Annotated in this window: 23 protein-coding genes and 2 pseudogenes; 22 read left to right on the top strand and 3 right to left on the bottom strand. The window is 55.2% G+C overall.

All coding sequences use genetic code 11. The annotated features are described in order from the left end of the window. Nucleotides 1–67 precede the first annotated feature (67 nt). The 13 genes from RSAL33209_RS10080 (at nucleotide 68) to RSAL33209_RS10020 (ending at nucleotide 14,940) form a co-directional block, all read left to right on the top strand. Nucleotides 68–370 carry a GntR family transcriptional regulator gene (locus tag RSAL33209_RS10080; protein WP_012245676.1) on the top strand — a complete coding sequence of 101 codons (303 nt, stop codon included), beginning with the start codon at nucleotides 68–70 and terminating at the stop codon, nucleotides 368–370. Nucleotides 371–465: 95 nt separating this feature from the next. Then, nucleotides 466–3,381 carry an excinuclease ABC subunit UvrA gene (gene uvrA / locus RSAL33209_RS10075; RefSeq protein WP_012245675.1) on the top strand — a complete coding sequence of 972 codons (2,916 nt, stop codon included), beginning with the start codon at nucleotides 466–468 and terminating at the stop codon, nucleotides 3,379–3,381. A gap of 68 nt (nucleotides 3,382–3,449) precedes the next feature. Beyond that, nucleotides 3,450–4,178, top strand: coding sequence for an HAD-IA family hydrolase (locus tag RSAL33209_RS10070; protein ID WP_012245674.1), 729 nt, complete (start codon nucleotides 3,450–3,452; stop codon nucleotides 4,176–4,178). Further along, nucleotides 4,165–4,830: a lysophospholipid acyltransferase family protein gene (locus tag RSAL33209_RS10065; RefSeq protein ID WP_012245673.1), complete on the top strand. Its 666-nt coding sequence runs from the start codon at nucleotides 4,165–4,167 to the stop codon at nucleotides 4,828–4,830. Before RSAL33209_RS10070 ends, RSAL33209_RS10065 begins: the two co-directional genes overlap by 14 nt. 54 nt (nucleotides 4,831–4,884) lie before the next feature. Beyond that, nucleotides 4,885–6,852 (top strand): excinuclease ABC subunit UvrC, encoded by a 1,968-nt coding sequence (gene uvrC, locus RSAL33209_RS10060; protein ID WP_012245672.1) that lies wholly within the window; start codon nucleotides 4,885–4,887, stop codon nucleotides 6,850–6,852. Between the two features lie 59 nt (nucleotides 6,853–6,911). Next, complete coding sequence (gene rapZ / locus RSAL33209_RS10055) at nucleotides 6,912–7,832, top strand: RNase adapter RapZ (protein WP_012245671.1); 921 nt, start codon at nucleotides 6,912–6,914, stop codon at nucleotides 7,830–7,832. After that, nucleotides 7,832–8,848 (top strand): gluconeogenesis factor YvcK family protein, encoded by a 1,017-nt coding sequence (locus tag RSAL33209_RS10050; protein ID WP_012245670.1) that lies wholly within the window; start codon nucleotides 7,832–7,834, stop codon nucleotides 8,846–8,848. The genes rapZ and RSAL33209_RS10050 overlap by 1 nt, the downstream gene beginning before the upstream one ends. Before the next feature lie 44 nt (nucleotides 8,849–8,892). Further along, nucleotides 8,893–9,873: a DNA-binding protein WhiA gene (gene whiA / locus RSAL33209_RS10045; protein ID WP_012245669.1), complete on the top strand. Its 981-nt coding sequence runs from the start codon at nucleotides 8,893–8,895 to the stop codon at nucleotides 9,871–9,873. Between the two features lie 151 nt (nucleotides 9,874–10,024). Next, nucleotides 10,025–10,654 (top strand): superoxide dismutase, encoded by a 630-nt coding sequence (locus RSAL33209_RS10040; protein ID WP_012245668.1) that lies wholly within the window; start codon nucleotides 10,025–10,027, stop codon nucleotides 10,652–10,654. A 237-nt stretch (nucleotides 10,655–10,891) separates the two neighbouring features. Next, entirely contained in the window at nucleotides 10,892–11,899 is a 1,008-nt protein-coding gene (gap, locus tag RSAL33209_RS10035; RefSeq protein WP_012245667.1) for a type I glyceraldehyde-3-phosphate dehydrogenase, read from the top strand. 2 nt (nucleotides 11,900–11,901) lie between these two features. After that, nucleotides 11,902–13,155 carry a phosphoglycerate kinase gene (locus RSAL33209_RS10030; protein WP_012245666.1) on the top strand — a complete coding sequence of 418 codons (1,254 nt, stop codon included), beginning with the start codon at nucleotides 11,902–11,904 and terminating at the stop codon, nucleotides 13,153–13,155. Nucleotides 13,156–13,390: 235 nt separating this feature from the next. Then, a complete protein-coding gene (locus RSAL33209_RS10025) occupies nucleotides 13,391–13,906 on the top strand; it encodes a flavin reductase family protein (protein WP_041685570.1) in 516 nt (171 codons plus the stop codon). Next, nucleotides 13,903–14,940, top strand: a complete 1,038-nt coding sequence (locus tag RSAL33209_RS10020) for an LLM class flavin-dependent oxidoreductase (protein ID WP_012245664.1) — start codon at nucleotides 13,903–13,905, stop codon at nucleotides 14,938–14,940. Before RSAL33209_RS10025 ends, RSAL33209_RS10020 begins: the two co-directional genes overlap by 4 nt. A gap of 163 nt (nucleotides 14,941–15,103) precedes the next feature. Here RSAL33209_RS10020 and RSAL33209_RS18775 read toward each other — a convergent pair whose 3' ends face one another. The 3 genes from RSAL33209_RS18775 to RSAL33209_RS17805 are packed head-to-tail and all read right to left on the bottom strand — an operon-like array spanning nucleotide 15,104 to nucleotide 17,181. After that, the gene (locus tag RSAL33209_RS18775; RefSeq protein ID WP_233494171.1) at nucleotides 15,104–16,267 is read right to left on the bottom strand and encodes a hypothetical protein; all 1,164 of its coding nucleotides are present in this window, start codon (nucleotides 16,265–16,267) and stop codon (nucleotides 15,104–15,106) included. Between the two features lie 10 nt (nucleotides 16,268–16,277). Then, nucleotides 16,278–16,877 carry an FAD/NAD(P)-binding protein gene (locus tag RSAL33209_RS18770; protein WP_049758962.1) on the bottom strand — a complete coding sequence of 200 codons (600 nt, stop codon included), beginning with the start codon at nucleotides 16,875–16,877 and terminating at the stop codon, nucleotides 16,278–16,280. Beyond that, entirely contained in the window at nucleotides 16,861–17,181 is a 321-nt protein-coding gene (locus RSAL33209_RS17805; RefSeq protein ID WP_012245661.1) for a hypothetical protein, read from the bottom strand. The genes RSAL33209_RS18770 and RSAL33209_RS17805 overlap by 17 nt, the downstream gene beginning before the upstream one ends. 48 nt (nucleotides 17,182–17,229) lie before the next feature. Here RSAL33209_RS17805 and RSAL33209_RS18765 point away from each other — a divergent pair, with 48 nt between their 5' ends. The 9 genes and pseudogenes from RSAL33209_RS18765 (at nucleotide 17,230) to RSAL33209_RS19665 (ending at nucleotide 22,519) form a co-directional block, all read left to right on the top strand. Beyond that, nucleotides 17,230–17,622 (top strand): LLM class flavin-dependent oxidoreductase, encoded by a 393-nt coding sequence (locus RSAL33209_RS18765; RefSeq protein ID WP_012245660.1) that lies wholly within the window; start codon nucleotides 17,230–17,232, stop codon nucleotides 17,620–17,622. Next, the gene (locus RSAL33209_RS10010) at nucleotides 17,600–18,322 is read left to right on the top strand and encodes an LLM class flavin-dependent oxidoreductase (RefSeq protein ID WP_233494170.1); all 723 of its coding nucleotides are present in this window, start codon (nucleotides 17,600–17,602) and stop codon (nucleotides 18,320–18,322) included. Before RSAL33209_RS18765 ends, RSAL33209_RS10010 begins: the two co-directional genes overlap by 23 nt. A 1-nt stretch (nucleotide 18,323) precedes the next feature. Next, nucleotides 18,324–18,818 carry a GNAT family N-acetyltransferase gene (locus tag RSAL33209_RS10005; protein ID WP_012245658.1) on the top strand — a complete coding sequence of 165 codons (495 nt, stop codon included), beginning with the start codon at nucleotides 18,324–18,326 and terminating at the stop codon, nucleotides 18,816–18,818. After that, nucleotides 18,815–19,799: pseudogene (locus RSAL33209_RS18185) on the top strand (amino acid ABC transporter permease). Before RSAL33209_RS10005 ends, RSAL33209_RS18185 begins: the two are co-directional and overlap by 4 nt. Further along, nucleotides 19,796–20,691, top strand: a pseudogene (locus RSAL33209_RS18180) (amino acid ABC transporter ATP-binding protein). The pseudogenes RSAL33209_RS18185 and RSAL33209_RS18180 overlap by 4 nt, the downstream one beginning before the upstream one ends. 178 nt (nucleotides 20,692–20,869) lie before the next feature. Beyond that, on the top strand, nucleotides 20,870–21,154 hold the full coding sequence (locus RSAL33209_RS19680) for a transporter substrate-binding domain-containing protein (protein WP_325050033.1): 285 nt from the start codon (nucleotides 20,870–20,872) through the stop codon (nucleotides 21,152–21,154). Nucleotides 21,155–21,159: 5 nt separating this feature from the next. Continuing rightward, entirely contained in the window at nucleotides 21,160–21,564 is a 405-nt protein-coding gene (locus RSAL33209_RS19675; RefSeq protein ID WP_012245654.1) for a type 2 periplasmic-binding domain-containing protein, read from the top strand. After that, complete coding sequence (locus RSAL33209_RS19670; RefSeq protein ID WP_012245653.1) at nucleotides 21,561–21,890, top strand: hypothetical protein; 330 nt, start codon at nucleotides 21,561–21,563, stop codon at nucleotides 21,888–21,890. The genes RSAL33209_RS19675 and RSAL33209_RS19670 overlap by 4 nt, the downstream gene beginning before the upstream one ends. After that, nucleotides 21,854–22,519, top strand: a complete 666-nt coding sequence (locus RSAL33209_RS19665; RefSeq protein ID WP_114597623.1) for an ABC transporter substrate-binding protein — start codon at nucleotides 21,854–21,856, stop codon at nucleotides 22,517–22,519. Before RSAL33209_RS19670 ends, RSAL33209_RS19665 begins: the two co-directional genes overlap by 37 nt. Nucleotides 22,520–22,544 lie beyond the last annotated feature (25 nt).

Here is a 22,544-nt window from a genome sequence, read left to right as displayed (position 1 = left end):
CGACGGAAATTTGCTGAACTGGCGGACGGAAGGGCGAACCGGGGTGGCACCCTATGAGTAGCTCCGGTTGAAAATCGCAGATCTAGCGGTGCGTGGTGTTTTGCCGGTGGGGGCGAAGCTGCCAACAGTCAGGGCCCTTGCCTCGGCGACCGGTCTGGCCGTCAATACTGTGGCCAAGGCATTTCGAGAACTCGAAATTGCCGGTGTGGTGGAAACTTTGGGCCGTAAAGGCGCCATCATTGCTGCTGCCGGGGACGCTATTCGCGATGAGGTGGCTAAAGCCGCCAAGGTTTTTGCCGACGTCGTGCACCAACAGGGCATGCCGGCCGAGAAAGCTTTGGGCTTTGCCCGAGCAGCGTTGCAACGCTGAAGAATATAGCAAAGAAGTAATACTGTCACTGCTGCGCGCTATGCTGACCGCGGAACAATCGTCATTCGAAGACATTTTCGATTAGGATATGAGTCGTGCCAAAAGCTGCTGAATCTAAACTGGCCTCCGTTCGTGAACCAGATGCCCCTCGCGAGCCCGTAAAACGGCAGGATATGTCCCGGCTAGTCGTTAAGGGTGCCCGCGAACACAACCTGCGCAATGTCGATCTGGACCTGCCTCGGGATTCGATGATCGTCTTTACTGGATTGTCCGGGTCCGGAAAGTCCTCGCTGGCGTTCGATACGATCTTCGCCGAAGGGCAGCGACGTTATGTCGAGTCGCTTTCGGCATATGCGCGCCAATTCTTGGGTCAGGTAGATAAACCCGACGTCGACTTCATCGAGGGGCTTTCGCCAGCGGTTTCTATCGATCAGAAATCGACCTCTAAGAATCCTCGGTCTACGGTTGGCACGATCACCGAAATTTATGACTACATGCGTTTGCTCTGGGCGCGGGTGGGCCGGCCGCATTGTCCTGTTTGTGGCGAGCCAGTTTCGCGGCAGACGCCGCAGCAAATCGTCGATCAGTTGTTGGAGATGCCGGAGGGCACTCGATTCCAAGTTCTGGCTCCCGTCGTCCGAGGGCGTAAGGGCGAGTTTGTCGATTTGTTCAAAGAATTAACCGCGAAAGGCTTTTCGCGGGCCAAAGTAGACGGCGAACAAATCCAGCTCGCAGAGCCGCCGAAATTGGGTAAACAGTACAAGCACACTATCGAAGTCGTCATTGATCGTTTGGTCGTCAGAGACGGCATCCAGCAACGGCTCACCGACTCGGTGGAAACTGCGCTCTTGCTGGCAGAAGGCAGGGTTCTCGCCGAGCTGGTGGATGGTGATGAAGAGGGCAAACCGGTTATCCGCAGTTTCTCGGAGAATCTAGCCTGTCCAAACGAGCACCCTTTGGCAATCGATGAGATTGAACCACGCTCGTTCTCGTTCAATAATCCCTTTGGCGCCTGCCCAGCTTGTACCGGCATCGGAACCAAACTTGAAGTGGACGAAGAGCTGGTTGTGCCCAACCCCGCGTTAGCGCTGGGCGATGGCGCGATTGAACCCTGGTCGTTAGGTACAGCCACCACCGAGTATTGGAACCGATTGCTGGAAGGTCTGGGCAAGGAACTGGGCTTCGAGCTCAGTACGCCGTGGAAGAAGCTCCCCGCGGATGACCGGCAAGCGATCCTGCATGGCAAAGATCATCAAGTTGTGGTTCAGTATCGAAACCGCTTTGGCCGTGAACGAAAGTATTCCACTGGGTTCGAGGGGGTCATTCAATACATCCATCGGAAACACCTGGAAACGGAATCGGACCACGCGCGTGACCGTTACGAAGAGTACATGCGGCAGATTCATTGCCCTGAGTGCGGGGGAGCCAGGTTAAATCCGGCATCGCTTTCGGTCCTCATCAACAACAAGTCGATCTCCGCGGTAGCTGCAATGCCAATGCGGGACTGCTTCGAATTCCTCTCCTCACTTGAACTCACCAGTCGAGAGGCGCAAATTGCGGCTCAGGTGCTGAAAGAAATTCAAGCACGACTGACATTCCTCTTGGACGTAGGCCTCGAGTACCTGAACTTGGAACGAGCATCGGCGACACTTTCCGGTGGCGAGGCGCAGCGAATTCGCCTGGCAACCCAGATTGGCTCCGGCCTGGTGGGTGTGCTGTACGTTTTGGATGAACCGTCGATTGGTTTGCACCAGCGGGATAATCGACGCTTGATCGAGACTCTGACCCGACTTCGCGATTTGGGTAACACTCTTATCGTCGTTGAACACGATGAAGACACGATTCATGAAGCTGACTGGGTAGTCGATATTGGACCTGGCGCTGGCGAACACGGCGGCAAGGTGGTTCACTCCGGATCATTGGCGGATCTACTGACCAATACTGAATCGTTGACCGGAGATTATTTGTCTGGTCGAAAGAAAATCAGTGTGCCCGCAAAGCGCCGCAAGATTGATAAGAAGCGAGTGCTGAAGGTTGTTGACGCTCGGGAGAACAATCTGCAAAATTTAGACGCCGTTTTTCCGTTGGGCGTCTTCACCGCGGTCACTGGTGTATCCGGTTCGGGTAAATCAACCTTAGTCAATGAGATCCTTTACAAAGTCTTGGCCAATAAGCTCAATGGGGCCAAACAAGTAGCTGGTCGACACACTCGAATTGACGGTCTTGAGCATCTGGACAAGGTCGTGCACGTAGACCAGAGCCCAATTGGTCGTAAGCCAAGATCCAATCCGGCTACCTACACGGGTGTGTTTGACAACATCCGGAAGCTCTTCGCAGAAACCACTGAAGCGAAGGTTCGCGGCTATCAGCCGGGCAGATTCTCGTTCAACGTTAAAGGCGGCCGTTGCGAAGCTTGTTCTGGTGACGGCACACTAAAAATTGAGATGAACTTTTTGCCGGACGTCTACGTTCCTTGCGAAGTTTGTCATGGTGCCAGGTACAACCGCGAGACGCTTGAGGTTCACTACAAAGGAAAGTCAATCGCGGATGTCCTCAACATGCCGATTGAAGAAGGGTCCGAGTTCTTTGCCGCATTCACGCCAATTGCGCGGCATCTGAACACGCTCGTCGATGTTGGCTTGGGCTACGTTCGACTAGGCCAACCCGCAACCACACTTTCCGGCGGTGAAGCGCAACGCGTCAAGCTCGCTTCAGAATTGCAGAAGCGTTCAAACGGGCGAAGCATTTACGTCTTAGACGAGCCAACCACCGGCCTGCACTTCGAGGACATCCGGAAGTTGCTCCTGGTCTTGCAAGGACTGGTCGACAAGGGTAATACCGTGATCACCATTGAGCATAATCTTGATGTGATCAAGAATGCCGATTGGATCGTGGACTTGGGCCCGGATGGCGGTTCAGGTGGCGGGCAGATCATCGCAACGGGCACACCTGAAGAAGTGGCAAAGTCGACTAAGAGTTATACGGCGACTTTCCTTCGCGAGGCATTGTGACTCGCTGAAGTATTCCCGTATTGGAATGCATGTACGTTGCACCCTCGTACTCGTGAGAAACTTAGGCGGTGAACACGCGCGTGCCTGAAGACATAGACCGGAGTAGTGTCGGCGTCCTTTTTGATCTGGACGGCACCTTGGTCGATCCGGCCGGTGGGATTACTGGGGGCATTGCATATGCTCTAAAAGGCATGGGTTTACCGGTTCCCGCAGAGGCTGTGTTGAACAGTATGGTTGGGCCAAAGTTGGCAGAATCATTGCTGAAATACACCGAAACTGATGCTGCGCAACTGGCCAAGACGATTGAGCTTTATCGAGTTTGGTACAACGAACATGGAATTGCGATGAGCAAGCCTTATCCGGGGATGATTGAGCTTTTAGCAGAGCTCAAGAGCCGTGGAATTCGTTTGGCAGTAGCGACGCAAAAACCACGGACATTGGCGGCTACGGTCTTGGCGCATCATGGTTATGCGCCTTACTTTGAATTTATTTCTGGTGCTGACGACGATGAAAGCCTTCTCGCCGCTAACGATGGCTTGCCGCCCAAGACCAAGATTGTTGAGCGTGCTCTGCAAGAACTTGGCAATCCTGCCACGGTAGTGATGGTGGGTGACCGGGAACACGATGTGCTTGGTGCGCGAGCGAATGGTCTTGCGTGTCTAGGAGTTTCCTGGGGTTTTGCCGCTGACGGCGAGCTAGATGCTGCTGGTGAGCTGTGCATTGTGCATTCTGCGGAAGAGCTCGGCGAGGAAATTCTCCGGTTTGCCACCGAAGGGGTGACCTATGGCGCTCTATGATCTGGCCAGGGGCACCATAAAGGCCATGATTGCTGTTGCCTGTCGACCGAAGATTATCGGTCTGGAGAACGTGCCGAAAGACGGCCCGTTTATTGTGGCGCCGAACCATTTGTCTTTCCTGGATAGTGTCTTGATCCAGACGTTGTTGCCGCGCAAGGTGGGATTTTTCGCCAAGGCAGAATACTTTACGACCAAGGGCATCAAAGGGAAGATGATGAAGTCATTTTTTACTGGTGTCGGGTCAATCCCGGTGGAACGCGGTGAGCAGGCAGCTAGTGTCGCTGCGCTGAAATCGCTTTTGGACATTCTCGCCGCTGGCGACGGGGTGGGGATCTATCCAGAAGGCACCCGCTCTCGGGATGGCAAGCTCTACCGAGGCCGTACCGGTGTCGGCTGGCTCGCCTTAACAACCGGAGCTCCGGTCTTGCCGGTGGGTCTTAAAGACACCGATAAGCTTCAACCATCCGGCAAGAATACGGTTCGGCCGCAACACCTTTCGCTGACGGTCGGAAAGCCTTTGTATTTCGAAAAAACCGGTCCGGATCATTCTTTGCCTGCCCGCAGGGCCGCGACTGATCGCATCATGGATGCAATTGCTGAGTTGACGGGCCAAGAGCGGGCCGAAGGATATAACCAGAGCAAGAGCCTGTAGCGGAAAGCACAGCTTCTGAGCTGGATTGTCAGTGCTGGCGATTAGGATGTTTTTGTGGCAAATCCAGCGAGCTATCGGCCCAAAACCGGTGAGATTCCAACCGATCCGGGTGTCTATCGTTTCCGTGATGAGCACGGCCGGGTAATTTACGTTGGTAAGGCTAAGAATCTTCGTTCTCGACTCACCTCATATTTTGCCAACCCTGTAACATTGCTGCCTAAGACCTTCGCGATGGTGCACACTGCCACGAGCGTGCAGTGGACGATTGTTGGTAGTGAGCTTGAAGCCCTGCAGCTGGAGTACACCTGGATCAAAGAATTCGCGCCGCGCTATAACTTAGCTTTTCGTGACGACAAGTCCTATCCCTACCTTGCCGTCACGATGGGCGAAGAGTTCCCTAGGGTTCAGGTGATGCGCGGCGAGCGGCGTAAAGGCACTCGGTATTTTGGCCCGTTCACTGCTGGCGCCATCCGCGAGACGGTTGATACGCTGCTGCGAGTTTTCCCAGTTCGAACTTGCAGTCCCAGCACTTTCAAACGCGCTCAACAGAGCGGGCGCCCCTGTCTGCTCGGCTACATCGACAAATGTGCCGTCCCCTGCGTTGGTCGAGTTTCTGCCGAAGAGCATCGCACCTTGGCTGATGAATTTTGCGCCTTTATGGGCGGCGAGGCGAAGCGCTTTATTGGAACCCTGGAAAAGCAAATGGCTGAGGCAGTCGCTGAGCTGGACTACGAACGGGCCGCTCGCTTGCGTGACGATGTGATCGCTTTGCGGAAGGTGTTCGAGCGAAATGCCGTGGTGCTGGCTGAAGACACCAGCGCGGATATTTTCGCTGTGCATCAAGATGAACTCGAAGCTGCGGTTCAGGTGTTTAACGTCCGCTCAGGCCGGATACGCGGCCAACGTGGCTGGGTGGTAGAAAAAGTCGAGGATCTAGTACCGGCAGAGCTCATTGAACATCTCTTACAGCAAGTCTACGGCGACGAGCGCGCCGACGAAGATCGAATTCCGCGGCAGATTTTAGTACCGGAGCTGCCCGCGAACGTCGAACAACTCACCGAGTGGCTCAGCGGGCTGCGCGGGGCAAAAGTTGAAATCAAAGTACCGCAGCGCGGGGATAAGGCCGCGTTGATGGAGACTGTTGCGCTCAACGCGGAGCAGGCAATGAAATTGCACAAGTCCAAGCGCGCCGGGGATCTTACGCAGCGATCGCTAGCGTTGCGTGAACTTCAAGACGCTCTTGATCTACCGTTGCCGCTGCTTCGCATCGAATGCTACGACATCTCGCATGTGCAAGGCACAAACGTGGTCGCGTCGATGGTGGTCGTTGAAGACGGCATCGCGAAGAAAAGCGAATATCGCCGATTTTCGATTACCGGCGACGCCGCTCGAGATGACACAGCTTCGATGTACGACGTCATCACCCGGCGATTCCGCAACTATTTGCAGGAACAGCAAGACCGGGCTGAAGCATTGACTCGGCCGGTCGAATTTGAAATTAGCGATGCTGCTGAAACAGCGCCTAAGAGCAAGTTTGCCTACCCACCCAATCTTGTTGTTGTCGACGGTGGCCCACCGCAGGTTGCTGCCACGAGCAGAGCTTTAGCGGATCTGGGTATCACGGATGTTGCGGTAATTGGCTTGGCAAAACGGCTCGAGGAAGTTTGGCTGCCTGAGGATGACTTCCCGGTAATTTTGCCGCGGACCTCGCAAGGGCTGTATCTATTGCAGCGAATCCGCGACGAAGCTCATCGATTTGCTATCAGTTTTCACCGGCAAAAACGCGGTAAATCTATGACGGCATCGCTGCTTGATGGAGTACCCGGCTTGGGGGAGTCGAAGCAAAAGGCGTTGCTTAAACATTTTGGCTCCGTCAAGAAGCTCCAAAGTGCCGATGTTTCGCAGATTTCTGAGGTTAAGGGAATCGGCCCAGTACTGGCAGAAGCAGTACGTTCCGCTCTTGAATCTGTCGATGCGCAGCCTGCAATAAATATGGCCACCGGCGAAATCCTTGAATCTTAGCTAGGCTATTGGGAAGCCGGGCTTCGGTAAGTAGGAATTGACAGACAGGACGTGCGGTAATGACAGATTCAACCCCGGAAGCAGGGGCTGAGGGTGAGTTCACGCCGGTGAAACCACAAGAATCTGAACTGCTCGTTGTTACCGGAATGTCTGGAGCCGGTCGCAGCACTGCGGCAAATGCCCTTGAAGACCACGGCTGGTATGTGGTGGAGAACCTACCACCACAAATGCTTACCACTTTGGCCGATTTGGTGGCACGCACACCGAATTCATTACCGAAACTTGCGGTAGTAGTTGACGTTCGAGGTAAGGCATTTTTTGCCGACATTCGCGATTCATTGAACACTTTGGCAGCCAGCGGAATCAGTTATCGTGTTTTGTTTCTCGATGCGAGTGATAACACTTTGGTCCGCAGATTTGAACAAGGCAGAAGGCCGCACCCGCTACAGGGCGACGGCCGGATGTTAGATGGTATTGCTGCTGAACGAGAGATTTTGGCTTTATTGCGCGATTCTGCCGACGTCGTGGTTGATACCACCTCGCTCAACGTGCACGAGCTTGCTAACCAAGTAACTGGCCTCTTCTCGGATTCCGGGCCGGTAGTACTTCGGCTAACCGTTATGAGCTTTGGCTTCAAATACGGGCTTCCCGTGGATGCCAACTACGTGGCGGATGTCCGATTCTTGCCGAATCCACACTGGGTCCCCGCGCTGCGTCCGCATACCGGCTTGGATCAAGACGTGAGCGACTTTGTCTTGATTGAGAACGATGCAAACGAATTCGTCACGCGTTATGTGCGGGCTCTGGGACCGGTCTTAGAAGGTTATCGCCGAGAAAACAAGCACTACGCGACTATCGCCGTCGGCTGTACCGGTGGAAAGCATCGTTCCGTTGCGGTATCGGTCGAGCTAGCCAAAAGACTGGCGCAATTGCCTAGGGTCACGGTTAGCACAAAACATCGTGATCTGGGGCGCGAATAGTGGCGTTACTCACGGGACCGTTGCCTTTGATTCCGCCTAAAGGCAAACAAAACAATGGTGGAACTGATACCTCTGTAGTGGCACTGGGCGGTGGGCATGGACTTTACGCCTCGCTGTCAGCACTGCGCTTGCTCACAAGTGAGCTGACCGCAATTGTCACGGTTGCTGACGACGGTGGATCCTCGGGACGGCTGCGCGAGGAACTTGGTGTATTGCCACCGGGAGATTTACGGATGGCCCTGTCAGCCCTTTGTGATGACACAGATTGGGGCCGTACTTGGCGCGATGTTATGCAACATCGTTTCGATGCTAAACCGGGGCGTCCGAGCTCTTTAGATCAACATGCAATGGGTAATTTACTCATCGTGACCCTGTGGGAGCTCCTGGGAAATACCGTGGACGGGCTGAAATGGGCCGGTGCTTTATTGGGTCCTCGGGGCCAGGTGCTGCCCATGGCCAGCGTGCCTTTGACCATTCAAGGCCGAAGCCGAAAGATTAGCGCTGATGGCAGCGAAGTTAGTCATCACATCGCCGGCCAGGCCGCACTAGCGACGGCCGGCATCGTTGAGGACGTTCGGCTACTGCCCGAAAACGCGCCGGCCTGTGTTGAAGCGCTCGAAGCGATCGAGCTGGCCGACTGGGTCGTTTTGGGGCCCGGTGGTTCCTGGTACACCTCGGTTTTGCCGCACTTATTATTACCTGAACTTCGTCAAGCACTGTGCAATACACCGGCAAGACGGTGCTTGGCAATGAACTTGGATGTCAACGATCAAGAGGCTGAGGGCTTGAGCGCGGCTGATCACTTGAAGGTGATCTCGAAGTATGCACCGGACTTCGGGATAGATGTAGTCTTGGCGGCCCCAACTAGCGTGGGGGATCGAGCCGAGTTTGAAAAAGCCGCAAGCGCACTTGTCGCTGAGGTAGTTTTGAGCCGCGTTCGAGGCAATAATCGGCAAGCTGTGCACGATCCGCTGCCTTTAGCCGCAGCATTCCACGACGTTTTTGCAGGAGCATAGATGCGCATAATGGTTTCTTTCCGAAAACAAGACAGGAAAAGCACATGGCGTTGACCGCGGCTGTGAAAGAGGAGCTGTCCCGGCTCGAAGTGCGAAAGTCCTCGGTGCGTAAGGCCGAGGTGTCCGCCATGCTGCGCTTTGCTGGTGGCCTACATATTATTTCTGGCCGAATTGTCATTGAAGCCGAGGTTGATCTTGCCGCTACGGCTCGTCGCGTGCGGGTGGCAATCGCTGAGCTCTATGGACATCAGAGCGAAATAATTGTGGTCTCAGGTGGCGGGCTGCGCCGAGGTAACCGTTACGTCGTTCGGGTCGTGCGCGAAGGCGAGGCACTGGCGCGGCAAACGGGTCTGCTAGACAGCCGAGGCCGGCCGGTACGTGGCTTGCCTTCGGTGGTGGTCAATGGTTCAACTGCCGACGCCGAAGCAGTGTGGCGCGGTGCGTTCTTGGCGCACGGCTCGTTGACTGAACCTGGCCGCTCTTCTTCGATGGAAGTGACGTGCCCTGGGCCGGAGGCCGCCTTGGCGCTGGTCGGCTCCGCTCGTCGATTAGGCATTGCCGCTAAGGCTAGGGAGGTGCGCGGCGTCGACCGCGTTGTCATCCGTGATGGCGACACCATCGCTGCTCTACTGACTCGAATGGGCGCCCACGAGACGCTTCTAGTTTGGGAAGAGCGTCGGATGCGCAAGGAAGTCCGGGCAACAGCAAACCGGTTGGCAAATTTCGACGATGCTAACTTGCGTCGTTCAGCGCAAGCTGCGGTAGCGGCTGGTGCTCGAGTTGACCGTGCGCTGGAAATCTTAGGCGATGATGTGCCCGAGCACCTCAAATATGCGGGTGAATTGCGAGTGGCGCACAAACAAGCAAGTTTGGACGAATTAGGCCGGCTGGCTGATCCGCCTATGACAAAAGATGCTATTGCCGGTCGGATCCGGCGGCTTTTGGCAATGGCGGATAAGCGCGCATCAGATTTGGGTATACCCAGTACTGAAGCCAATGTGACACTTGAGATGCTCGAGGAATAGCCTGGGTTTGAAAAGTATTTCAGAATTCAGAAATACATCACAAAAGTCTTGCGTTATAGCAATTAGTGGCACCGAAGCTGCTGAAGGTTCCGATCGAAGAACTTGGTCGGTGATATGAATTTGTTGGTAATTCACAAAATATGGAGGAATCGTGACATTCACGCAGTACACACTTCCCGATCTGCCCTATGACTATGCAGCTCTCGAGCCGCATATTTCGGCCAAGATCATGGAACTGCACCACGACAAACACCATGCGGCTTATGTTACCGGCGCAAATAACGCGCTCACCCAGCTTGCTGAAGCTCGGGAGAAGAACGACTTCGCGAACATCAACCGACTCTCAAAAGACTTGGCCTTCCACACTGGTGGGCACGTAAACCACTCTGTGTTCTGGAACAATCTTTCTCCGGATGGCGGCGACAAGCCCGAGGGTGAGCTGGCAGCCGCAATTGATGATGCTTTCGGATCATTTGATGCGTTCCGTGCGCAATTCTCCGCAGCAGCATTGGGCTTGCAGGGATCTGGCTGGGGCTTCTTGGCTTATGAGCCGATTGGCGGAAACTTTGTCATCGAGCAGCTCTATGACCAGCAGGGCAATGTTGCCGCGGGTACCACGCCGTTGTTGATGTTGGATATGTGGGAGCACGCCTTCTACCTGGACTACGTGAACGTCAAGGCGGACTACGTCAAGGCATTCTGGAACATTGTGAATTGGGCAGATGTTGCGAAGCGCTTCGAAGCGGCTCGTAAGAATGCTACCGGGCTCATCGTTTTCTAAGAGTTTCCTGTAAGCCAGGTCACAATTTGTTTCACATTGTGGATGTTTACCCCTGCATTTGCAGGGGCAAACGTTCTTAAACGTAAGATGGATCACGGGGGACTTGTGAGCAGCAATGTTCGCACCCCAAGGTAAGTCGTCTCTGCCCAGCGTCGTGCGGGATTCGTTTCGCAATTGGCTTTTTGCCAAATCACGAGTACTAGAAGTGCTTGGAAAAGCTCTAAGGGAGATTGAATAGTGACCACAAAGATCGGCATCAACGGCTTCGGCCGAATTGGACGCAACTACTTCCGTGCGGCCCTGGAACAAGGCGCAGACTTGGAGATCGTTGCTGTCAACGACCTCACGAGCCCGGAAGCCTTGGCGCATTTGCTCAAGTACGATTCGGTAACTGGCCGAATCAAGGCCACCGTTGAAGTTGTCGATGGACATTTGGTTGTCAACGGCAAAACTATCAAGGTGTTGGCTGAGCGCGATCCCGCTAATCTGCCTTGGGCCGAGCTCGGCGTAGATATCGTCATCGAGTCCACCGGATTCTTCACCAAAGCAGCCGATGCGCGCAAACACCTTGAGGCTGGCGCCAAAAAGGTCCTCATCTCCGCTCCGGCAAGCGATGAAGACGTCACCATCGTGCTCGGCGTCAACGACGGAGATTACGATCCGGCGACGCACAACATTATTTCCAACGCCTCGTGCACCACGAACTGCTTGGGCCCGCTCGCCAAGGTTCTCAACGACAACTTTGGCATAGAGCGCGGTCTGATGACCACGATTCACGCCTACACCGCTGACCAGAATCTGCAAGATGGTCCGCACAAGGATTTGCGTCGCGCACGTGCAGCTGCGATCAATATTGTGCCAACGTCCACTGGTGCAGCCAAAGCAATTGGTTTGGTACTGCCAGAGCTCAAAGGCAAGTTGGACGGCTTCGCCTTGCGCGTGCCAGTTCCGACCGGTTCGGCAACTGACCTGACTGCGACGCTTTCGCGCGAAGTCACCGTTGAAGAGGTCAATGCTGCTTACAAGGCTGCCGCGGAGAGCGGTCCACTCAAGGGCTACCTGACCTACACCGAAGATCCAATTGTTTCTTCAGATATTGTGACTGATCCGGCGTCGTCAATTTTCGATTCGGGATTGACCAAGGTGATCGGTAATCAGGTAAAGGTCGTCTCATGGTACGATAATGAGTGGGGTTACTCAAACCGTTTGGTCGACCTGACCGAGCTTGTAGCGTCTAAGCTCTAAACATGACATTGCACACCCTTGACGAACTTCTCGCCGACGGTGTCCAGGGGCGGTACGTTTTGGTCCGAAGTGACCTGAACGTGCCGCTTTCTGGCGCTGAGGACACAAATCTGACGGTAACTGATGATGGCCGAATCAGGGCCTCGCTACCAGTCATTGAAAAGCTGGCCGCCGCAGGCGCTCGAGTTTTGGTACTTGCGCACTTGGGCCGGCCCAAAGGCGCTCCTGAGGCGAAGTATTCGCTTCGCCCAGCGGCTGACCGGCTTGCCGAACTTGCTTCGGTGCCGGTCAGTTTGGCTGCCGACACTTCTGGCGAATCCGCACAGAAGGCTGCCGCCGAATTGGCCGACGGCCAGGTGCTGGTGCTGGAAAATGTTCGGTTTGATCCACGGGAGACGTCGAAAGACGACGCTGAACGCGCAGCTTTTGCAGCGGAACTTGCCGAACTGGCAGCATCTGGTGCTGACAAAGAGGCAGCGTACGTTGATGACGCATTCGGTGCGGTGCACCGTAAACATGCCAGCGTATTCGACTTAGCGCTGAAATTGCCGTCTTTTCATGGCGATCTGGTCCGCACCGAGCTCGACGTACTGCGCAAACTTACTGACTCGCCTGAACGGCCCTACGTGGTGGTGCTGGGCGGGTCAAAAGTTTCGGATAAGCTCGCGGTCATTGAAAATCTGATCGGCAAAGCTGACTCGATTTTAGTCGGTGGCGGAATGCTGTTCACCTTCTTGGCAGCCCAGGGACACGAAGTCGGGGCAAGTTTGCTGGAAAGCGATCAAATCGACACGGTGAAGGACTATCTAGCCCGTGCTGAAGCCGCTGGAACTAGCTTCGTCTTACCAACCGACGTCGTAGTGGCCTCGAAGTTTGCCGCAGATGCCGCGCACGAGTTGGTAGCGGCGCAGGCAATTGAATCGAGTAGCTTCGGTGCCGCAGGCATCGGCTTGGACATTGGCCCGGAAACTAGCCAGGCATTTGCCGAGCAAATCAGCGCCGCAAAGACCGTTTTCTGGAACGGGCCGATGGGCGTTTTTGAGTTCGCGGCGTTTGCCTCCGGAACTCGGGCAGTTGCTCAAGCCCTGGCAGATAGTGCGGCATTCAGCGTGGTCGGCGGCGGCGATTCTGCTGCAGCCGTTCGTACGCTCGGATTTGCCGATAATGCGTTCGGACATATTTCCACCGGCGGTGGCGCCAGCCTGGAGTTTTTGGAAGGTAAAGAACTGCCCGGATTGACTGCACTGGATCGCTAGCGGATAACTCTGCAGAATCAGTTGATGAGGTCCTTGGCATTAGTGCCAAGGACCTCATGGCGTTTTTAATGGCTCGCGTGCCAGGTTGCGTACTGCGTCGCGATGTTGAGCCATGTTTCGTGAAGTTTCGTGAGATTGCCGTGTGCGGTAACTTTTCTTGTTTCCACGCTCCGAGGCGTGATTGATTGGCGTTACCGACCTTCCACCAGGCCGCCAAATCCTCCGAAGGAGCAACGTGACCGTGCCGCATGAAATCACTCCGAGCAGCATGCGCGCTGTTCTAGGCCATTTCGCCACCGGGCTGACTGTAATCACCGCTGCTGGGCCAGATGGGCCTATTGGATTCACCTGCCAATCATTCACCTCACTTTCCCTTGAGCCGGCGCTGATCTCGATTAATCCGACCAAGTCTTCCGCGACCTGGCCACAGATCAGAGAAATCGGTCAGTTTGCGGTCAATATCTTGCCGGCCGGATCCGAGGAACTCGCGACCCAATTCAGCCGAAAAGGCATCAAGCGATTTGACCGAATTGAATGGGCCGCCTCAGAGCACGGTAATCCGCATTTGGCCGCGGCTTTGGCCTGGGTTGATTGCGAATTGGTGACTGAGTACGACGGCGGCGATCACAGTATTGCGCTCGGGAAAGTCAAAAGCCTACGCAGCTCTGGTCGCATAATTGAGCCGTTACTATTTTTTCGGGGACAATTCGCTGCGTTGCAATTACCTAAATTAGCGGCGCTGAGCGCATGAAATTTCAGTTGCTGGATATCATTGGACACCAAGCAAATCCGGTCACCGGACGCATTGTCAGTTCAGCCGAACGGTTGAATCAAACGATCCTGCTGGCCAAAAGAGCCGAGGAGCTCGGGTTCGACTCGGTAGCAGTTGGCGAGCGCCATGCTGGCGCGTTCCTTTCCAGCTCGCCAGTGGCGGTGCTCGGCGCAATCGCGGCAACAACCAGCCGAATCAGGTTGCAGACCGGCGTTACCGTTTTATCGCTCCTAGACGCTTTTCGAGTGGCTGAAGACTACGCAACAATCGATCAAATTTCGCGCGGACGGCTAGAAATCACCATTGGTAAGGGTAACGAGCTTGCCCAATTTCCATTGTTCGGTGTCCGGGCGCAGGACCAATATGCATTGTTAGTAGAAAAATACGAGTTGCTTCGACAGCTGTGGGCGGATGAACACGTTAGCTGGTCGGGGCAGTTTAGATCCACTTTGGATCGCGCTACCAGTCAGCCAAGGCCGTTTAACGGGCCAATCAGAATTTGGCATGGTTCAGCAACTTCGCGTGAAGCGGTTGAGCTCGCCGCCCGCTGGGGAGATCCACTTTTTAGTGCCGATTCCATCCAACCGCTAGCTGCGTATCAAGAGTTGATTGCGCACTACTTTGAAGCTTATGAACGGTTCGGTCATGACCCGAAAAGTGCCTATCTTGGTGCCGGTTCCGGGGCTGGGGGACTGTTTATTGCGGATACCGCGGCTGAGGCCAAACGGCAATTTGGTCCGGTCTACGAGGGTCTTACCTCCGCACGCAATGTGCCGGGAAATAACTCGCCATTCCGGAGCATAGAGCACGCGATCGCTCAGGGACCGGCGCTGGTGGGTACTTCAGATCAGATTGCGGAAAAGATTCTAGGATTTCATCAGGCATTCAGCCATGATTTGCAGTCAGTCTCGTTGCCGAGCACACTGCCTTTGGAACACCAACTCGAGATCCTGGACCGCTTCGCTGCTGAGGTTATCCCGATGGTGCGTCATGAAGTTAGCACCACTTTCTGACAAGAGGGGGATCCGCTAGCGTTTCGTCCGGCCTTCGCCGGTGGTCGCGAGCCGAACCAGCACGCTGAACCGGTGCTACTGGCGTTGTAGCGGCAGCAGCACCGTAGCGGAAGCCTGTTCGAGCAGGTCTGGACTCTACGTCCGGAACGACGGAAATACAACGCTAAAGAGTCACCGCGTGGCTGGGCCTATTCGATATGCGCAATACGGCTGCTTGGTCCAAGGCCGAGCTCTTGTCTTGGACGCGAAAGAACTCCAGTAGCTGCCGCGCCAAGGCGTCATTTTCTCGAAATCCGGGTGCGTTGCTGCGCGGTCTGCTGAAGACCCGGGTCTTTACCGCGCTGGTGAAGGGGCCCAACGCAAATCGGCCAGGGACCGGTTGGCCATTCTCCGCCAGTACCCGCGACTGCGAGTCAACAGTGACTGCGACAGTCTGGCTTGGCAAAAAGGCGTCGATAAGCACGTCGGTTGACACTGGGGCAACCCCGGAGCTCGCGGAACGCGCGATAAAACGGCCAGTCGCTTCGTCGGACCTGACCTCAAGGTCCGCGCCCAGAAAATGCACCAATCCGGCTTTCTGCAGCGCCAGTAGCTCACGAAGTCTAGCTGGCGGTGGGCCACTTGCTAGATAGCTGAAGAACGAGTGCCAGGTTCCGCTGATGGCCTGTGCCGAAGCAGGGCTTAGCCGGTCAAGGGGAATTCCAGAAAGCACCCCGTGGCAGCCCAAAATTGCCAAGAACAGGCCGAAGCTCTCTGAATGAAGGTCGTCGGTTCGCTTTTGCACATCGGTTTCAATGTGCTGGGCCATCCAATGCTGTAGGTCCGGTACGTCCGCGCCGCGCAACGGGTAAGCCAAGGTATCTAGGTCGAGCAGGTCTTGGGGGTCCTTGAGCATACTGCTTAATTCCAGCGGATCGGCATTTCGATCAAGAGCGGATTGCAGCTCAGACCAGGGAACCTTGAGCCGATGTGGATGACCAGTACCTATTTCACGGTAGTGGCCGTAGGCCAATTCTCGGACCATAAGCGGGCGCAGATGCGATTCAAAATCGAGGGTTGAGTGAACGCTCAACAATTCTGCAACGGCCGACGGCGTCAGGTACCGGACGCTGGCTGGCTCACCTCGAAGTATTGGTATTGGTTTAGAGCGGTAGGGGACACCGCGTCGAGAACCAACGAATAGACGTGGTTCTTCACCCGAAGGCAAATAACGCAAGCCTTCGGAGGTCTCGGAAAAGCGGCCACCGCGACCCTGCATAAGCAAAACGATGAGGTCGATAAAGGCCAGGCCCATGCCACGAACTATGGCGTCTTGACCGGGTTCCAACGCCGAGTAATCAGTGTCTGCGGTGTAAGAAGGTGGTTGATACCAATTCCCGTGGCGTGCCGCGAAGCCGCTCAGTGGACCAGGCGTTGCCTGTGGCTCGCTGTGGCTCGCTGTGGCCTGTGGCAAGAACTACCGCATCGACAATCAGTGGCTCAAAGCCGGCTGAGAGGCGAACCCGATGCTTACCGTCGTCGAGGATTTCAATCGATTCGGCAAGGCATCGATGTATTCGGACTTCGATCTGCGGTGGCAGAGCACGTACCGCGCGGGCGTAACACCATTGCAGGTAGCGCGCTTGCAGAATTCGAGTGGGGAAACTATCCGGTTCTAATGATTCCAGTTCACGTTGGACCGCCGTCTCCCACACCGGTACGTCGGTGATACTGCCCTGACGGATACCGACGGCCCATTCAATCAGTGAAGGGCCAGGGGCAGCAGGGCCAGCCATCTGCACGCTGGAATCGGTAAACATAGTGACATCGGCGGCGAGCGAATTTAGTTTCAGTAACGGGGATTGTTCGCGCCGCCAGATTCGGCCGGATCCTGGTTCGAAGGGCTCTACGATATGGACGGTGAGTGCCGCGGTACTACTGTCAGAATTCTTGGCCAAGCGTTCCAGGATTCCAGTGGTTCTTGGTCCGCCACCAATGAAGGCGATGCTTGACTCCCACTGACTTTGCATATTTCCCCCGGCTGCTGACTTGCTGTTCTGCCAGGACTGTACGTGCTTCAGAACTATGCCGCCAGCGCCCGTTTACGGACAGTAAATCTTGGTAATGCTCGGTAATGAAGACTGCAGGCAAGCGCAGATTTGGCGTCATTCGAAGCAATCTGAAGACGCTCAGCGACGCAGAGAGACCGAAGAAGTCACCATCTTTGACCGCAGCATCTTCTGGACCGTAGCTTCGAGCCACCAGCAGGGTTGAGGGGAAGGAAAAGCAGCGAGTATCGATTTTCTAGGCATGGGTGCACTAAATGATGGCACCGAAATTCAACAGCGTAGCGGGGCGGTTTTTGACCGCGAATATACCGCGAAGCTGGCTAAAGTGCACGAGGATAACGGCTTCACTCGGGTACTTTTTGCTTACAGCTCTGGTAGCCCGGATCCGGCTCAGGCTGCTGCTTTCGTAGCTGCTAATACGCAGAGCCTTGGCCTGCTTGTGGCTCATCGCCCGAACGTCTCAGCACCCACTTTTGCTGCGAAGACTTACGCCACTTTGGATCACATTTCTGATGGTCGGGTAGCGGTGCACTTCATTACCTGCGGGTCAACGGCGGATCAAGCTGCCGAAGGCGATCATTTGAGTAAAGACGAGCGATACGCCCGTACCGGTGAGTATCTACAGATCATTTAAGAAGGCCTGGACGGAGCAAGCGCGCTTTGACTATGCCGGCCAGCACTACCAGCTGCAAGATTTTGCTCTCGACTTTCAGCCGCTTCAACAACCTCGGCCGCTCATCTCGTTTGGCGGTTCTTCTCCTGCTGCTTACCGGATCGGTGCTGCCGAATCCGATGTTTTTGCCTTGTGGGGCGAGACGTTAGAAGGCACCGCGGAGCAGATCGGTTCGATTCGTCAAGCTGCGCTAGATGCAGGCCGTACTGAGGCGCCACGAATTCAGATCGCGTTCCGGCCTATTTTGGCCACGACGCAAGAGAAGGCATGGCAGCGTGCTGAGGAGATCGCCACAAGGCTCGAAGAAAGAGTCAAGGGCGCGACGGTCTTCCGGCATCGCCGATCGCTGACCGAACCCGAAAATAGTGGTTCTCAGCGGTTGTTGAAGCTTGCCGAACAAGGTGAAAAATTTGGTGCGGCTCTATGGAAGAAAACTGCGCAGTTGACTGGCGGCGGTAATTCAAATGCCTTAGTAGGCACGCCAGAAATTGTTGCCGAAGCCCTGGTGGAGTATCTCAAAATTGGCGTAGATATCATTTCGGTGCGAGGTTACGACACCCTGCAAGATGCGGAAGACTTCGGGAATTATGTCATTCCGCTCGTTCGGCAGGAAGCCGCTCGGTTAGGTCTCGACCGCGGTCAGACTGCTGCGGTGGCCTAAAATGACGGCTGATACCTCCACCGTTCAAGTCATCATTGTTGGCCAAAAGGACCCGCTGCTAGCGCCGCTATTTGCCGAGCTGTCAGTGGAATATAGCAACCGATATGGGCATCCCTTAGCGGAAATACACCGTGAACTGGTCGAATACCCAGAAATCGAGTTTGCTGCACCGCATGGCGCGTTCATCCTGTTGCTGGCTGATGGTGAGCCGATCGCCGGTGGAGCCTTTCGGAAATACGACGAGCGGACTGCCGAATTGAAACGGATCTGGACGCATTCATCGCACCGGCGGCAAGGTCTGGCGCAACGAGTATTACACGAGCTTGAATCTGAGGCGCAAAGCCGAGGTTATCAGCGAATCTACCTGACCACCGGCCCGCGCCAGCCGGAAGCGAAGGAACTTTATCTGGCGGCTGGCTACCTGCCGCAATTTGATCTCTCTGTTGATCCAGAGTCGGTCTGGAATCTGCCATTCCGAAAGGAGCTGAACGCATGAGTAGCACCCTGCTGAGGGCGACAGCCCAGGCATCACCGGAGATCAACTCGCCAATAACGAGCAATGCACCGCCAGCAAAAATCGTCCCCACCCGGCATCCAGGACGCATTATTGCGACGGTGCTCGTAGCCTTGCTGCTGGCGCCACTAGCCTGGTCATTGCTCGCCAACCCGCGTTGGGAATGGGCTGTGGTGGCGCAATGGTTTACCGCTGAGTCGGTGATTCGTGGTCTTGGCTCGACGCTTTTGCTCACGGTAATTGCTGGCAGTTCCGGATTCGTACTCGGCTTCTTGCTTGCTTTGATGCGGATATCTAGCTCACCGCTGCTTTGGACGGTGTCTTGGGCTTACACCTGGATATTTCGCTCAGTGCCGCTATTGGTGCAGCTGCTTCTTTGGTACAACTTGGGTTACCTCTACGAAAAGATCCAGCTCGGAGTGCCTTTTGGCCCGGTCTTTTTTGAAGTGCAAACTACCACCCTGATTAGTCAATTTGCCGCCGCGGTTCTGGGACTGACTCTGCATCAGGCCGCCTATTCGGCCGAGATTATCCGGGGCGGAATCCTTTCGGTAGACCAGGGGCAATTGGAAGCCGCGGCTGCCTTGGGTATTCCGCGGAGCCGTCGAGCATTGCGGATCGTGTTGCCCCAAGCATTACGGGCAATTTTGCCTAGCGCCTTTAACGAGATTATCGGTTTGGTGAAAGGAACATCGGTCGTCTATGTCTTGGCGTACAGCGAGCTTTTCTACACCATTCAAGTGGTCTATAACCGCACCCAGCAAGTCATCCCACTACTCTTAGTAGCCACACTTTGGTACGTATTGATTACCTCGGTATTGAGCGTGGCGCAGTACTACATTGAGCGGCGATTTTCGCGGGGCGCTACGTACCATTCCGCCAACCCCCTGGCAACGGCTTCGGGCCGCGCTCAAGGCCCCTGGATTGATCTCAGCCGTACGAGGATCAGGGGATGGGCGATGACGATCACCAGCCAAGGCCGGGTCAACATTGCGGCGGTGCACAAGAGCTTCGCCGGAGTTGAAGTCCTTCGAGGAATCGATTTGCAGATTGCCCCCCGGCGAGGTGACCATGATTTTGGGGCCTTCTGGCTCAGGAAAATCGACATTGCTGCGGACTATTAATCACCTGGAGAAGTTAGACAGAGGCAGCATCGATATTGATGGTGAACTTGTTGGTTACCGCCGGCACAGTAAAAAAGATCGAAGTGGTAACGAAACTTTTACCTTGCACGAACTTCCTGAGCGTGAGGTGCTGCGTCAACGTACCCAAGTTAGGGATGGTTTTCCAGAACTTCAACCTGTTTCCGCACTTGAGCGTGCTGGAGAACATCGTTGAAGCGCCCATTGCTGCTTTAGGCCAGTCAAAAGCCGTCGCGCAAGCTAGAGCGCTGGAATTATTGGATCGGGTTGGCCTGAAAGATCGAGCGCAGGCATACCCGCGCCAGCTATCCGGTGGACAACAACAACGCGTTGCTATCGCCAGATCGCTGGCCTTGGAGCCAAAGGTGTTGCTTTTCGATGAACCGACTTCGGCGCTCGACCCGGAGTTAGTCAAAGAAGTACTTGATGTGATCAAAGACCTCGCAAGGAGTGGGAAGACTTTGATCATCGTTAGCCATGAAATCGGCTTTGCTCGAGAAATAGCCGATCGCATCGTCTTTATGGACGACGGCCGGATCATTGACCAGGGCACTCCGCAACACCTCTTCAGTACCGAAGCACATCCGCGGGCCCAAGCCTTTTGGCTAAGGTGCTCTGAAAGGCATCATGAATCGCAAACTCGTACCAATAGCGATAGCGGTGGGGCTGCTTTCGCTAGGTTTATCTTCACCCAGCGCTTGCGGCAGCCCTGACCCGGTGTCGGCCAAGCCTGCAGGCGCCGTCGGCAGCACAACGTCACCCAGTATTAACACCAGCCCGGATCAGAACCGAATTCGAGTCGAAAAGGACCCAACGGTTTCGGCCCTGCTACCGCAAAAGATTCAAGACCGGCGTTCTTTAGTCGTTGCGACCACAGCAGGGGCTGCACCTTTGAGTTTCCACGCCACCGATGACAATACGGTGATCGGATCGGAAATTGATCTGGCGCAACTGGTCGCAGATAAGTTAGGGCTCAGCCTCGATCTGCAGGTGACCTCGTGGGAGAGCTGGCCGCTGAAAACCCAATCCGGCGCTTATAATTTGGTCTTCTCCAACGTTGGAATTAATGACGAACGGAAGAAGCTTTTTTTGATTTCGCGAGCTATCGCGCCGCATATATGGGCTTCGTCGCAGCCAGCTCGTCACAGGCCAAGCTCAATTCAGCAGATGATGTAGCTGGGTTGAAAATTGCCGTTGGCTCGGGCACCAATCAAGAAAAAATCTTGCTCGCCTGGAATGCCACGTTAGAAAAGGCCGGGAAGAAGCCGGCTGAATTGGTTCAATTCGGTAGTGCTAGCGACACTTTGCTGAGCCTGCAAGCGGGTCGGATTGACGCTTCACTGCAGCCATATCCAACCGCGGTCTATCAGCAGAGCACCGCCCCCGGAGTCAAGATCGTCGGCAAAGTTAACGCCGGTTGTCCCAATGAAACATTGGTGGCAGCCACAACTGCTAAAGGTAACGGACTGGCACCCGCCTTGTCCGCGGCAATTAATTCGGCAATAAAGGACGGCAGCTACGCAAAGGTGTTGGCGCGTTGGGGCCTCGCTGAGGAAGCTTTGCCAGAATCGAAAGTGACATCGTGAAAATTCACCACCTGAGCCGCGCCCGCAGTGTGGCTACCATCGCGGTATTGCTTTCATTGGGCCTTAGTCTTGCTGCGTGCTCCGATCCTGGAAACAGCAGCAAAACTGAGACGACCGCAGCTGCCTTGACTCCTGTTGCGCAGGCTGCCAGCGCTGAACCTATCCGAGCCCAGCTCAACCAAGCTGCGGCAGATCAATTACCCGCTGAACTTCGTGCACGCGGAAAACTAACCGTGGCCAACGCCGTCGGCGCAGTGCCGCTAGGCTTTTTGCCACCGATAACAAAACTATCGTTGGCTCGGAGCCCGCAATTGCGCAAGCGGTAGCAGATGCGCTCGGCCTGAAGCTTGAGTTGCAAGCGACCTCCTGGGCTGATTGGCCGCTGGGCTTAGGCTCGGGGAAGTACGACGCGGTGATTTCCAATGTGACCGTGACGGAAGAACGCAAAGAACGATTCGACTTCTCAACTTACCGCCAGGATCAGCTGGGATTTTATGCCAAATCCGACAGCAATATCAGCAAGATCAGTGGAGCAGCGGACGTAGCCGGTAAGCGGATCATCGTCAGTTCCGGCACCAACCAAGAGAAAGTTCTTTTGGCCTGGGACGCGCAAAATAAGGCATCAGGATTGCCCGCGGTGGAGTTTCAATATTATGACGACGTCTCTGCCGCGGATCTTGCACTCCAATCCGGTCGTTCGGATCTCACCTTTGGTCCAAATGCGATGGGCGTATACAAAGCCGCGCTCAATGCCAAGACAAAGCTGGTAGGTCTTGTTCCCGGTGACTGGCCGCTGACCGCAGAGATAGCGGTAGCTAGTAATGCGGCCTTTACTGCTGCGCTCAATGGCTTGATCAAGGACGGAGCCTACGCTAAGATCTTGGATCGCTGGGGGCTAGCTAGCGAAGCAATCCCGGAATCGAAAACCAATCCGCCGGGCCTACCAGAATCGTGAGGGCGCAAATTCGCATTAGGATGGG

This window comes from Renibacterium salmoninarum ATCC 33209, assembly GCF_000018885.1.
In the GTDB taxonomy this organism is placed as follows: domain Bacteria; phylum Actinomycetota; class Actinomycetes; order Actinomycetales; family Micrococcaceae; genus Renibacterium; species Renibacterium salmoninarum.
The sequence above is the reverse complement of the archived record's forward strand: the minus strand, read 5'-3'. Positions and strand labels throughout refer to the sequence as shown.

What these genes read in the sequence shown, in the direction of transcription:
- RSAL33209_RS18765 (WP_012245660.1), top strand. Translation starts at nt 17,230, where the DNA reads ATGGGTGCACTAAATGATGGCACCGAAATTCAACAGCGTAGCGGGGCG.
- rapZ (WP_012245671.1), top strand. Translation starts at nt 6,912, where the DNA reads ATGACAGATTCAACCCCGGAAGCAGGGGCTGAGGGTGAGTTCACGCCG.
- RSAL33209_RS10005 (WP_012245658.1), top strand. Translation starts at nt 18,324, where the DNA reads ATGACGGCTGATACCTCCACCGTTCAAGTCATCATTGTTGGCCAAAAG.
- RSAL33209_RS10065 (WP_012245673.1), top strand. Translation starts at nt 4,165, where the DNA reads ATGGCGCTCTATGATCTGGCCAGGGGCACCATAAAGGCCATGATTGCT.
- RSAL33209_RS10030 (WP_012245666.1), top strand. Translation starts at nt 11,902, where the DNA reads ATGACATTGCACACCCTTGACGAACTTCTCGCCGACGGTGTCCAGGGG.
- RSAL33209_RS10020 (WP_012245664.1), top strand. Translation starts at nt 13,903, where the DNA reads ATGAAATTTCAGTTGCTGGATATCATTGGACACCAAGCAAATCCGGTC.
- whiA (WP_012245669.1), top strand. Translation starts at nt 8,893, where the DNA reads ATGGCGTTGACCGCGGCTGTGAAAGAGGAGCTGTCCCGGCTCGAAGTG.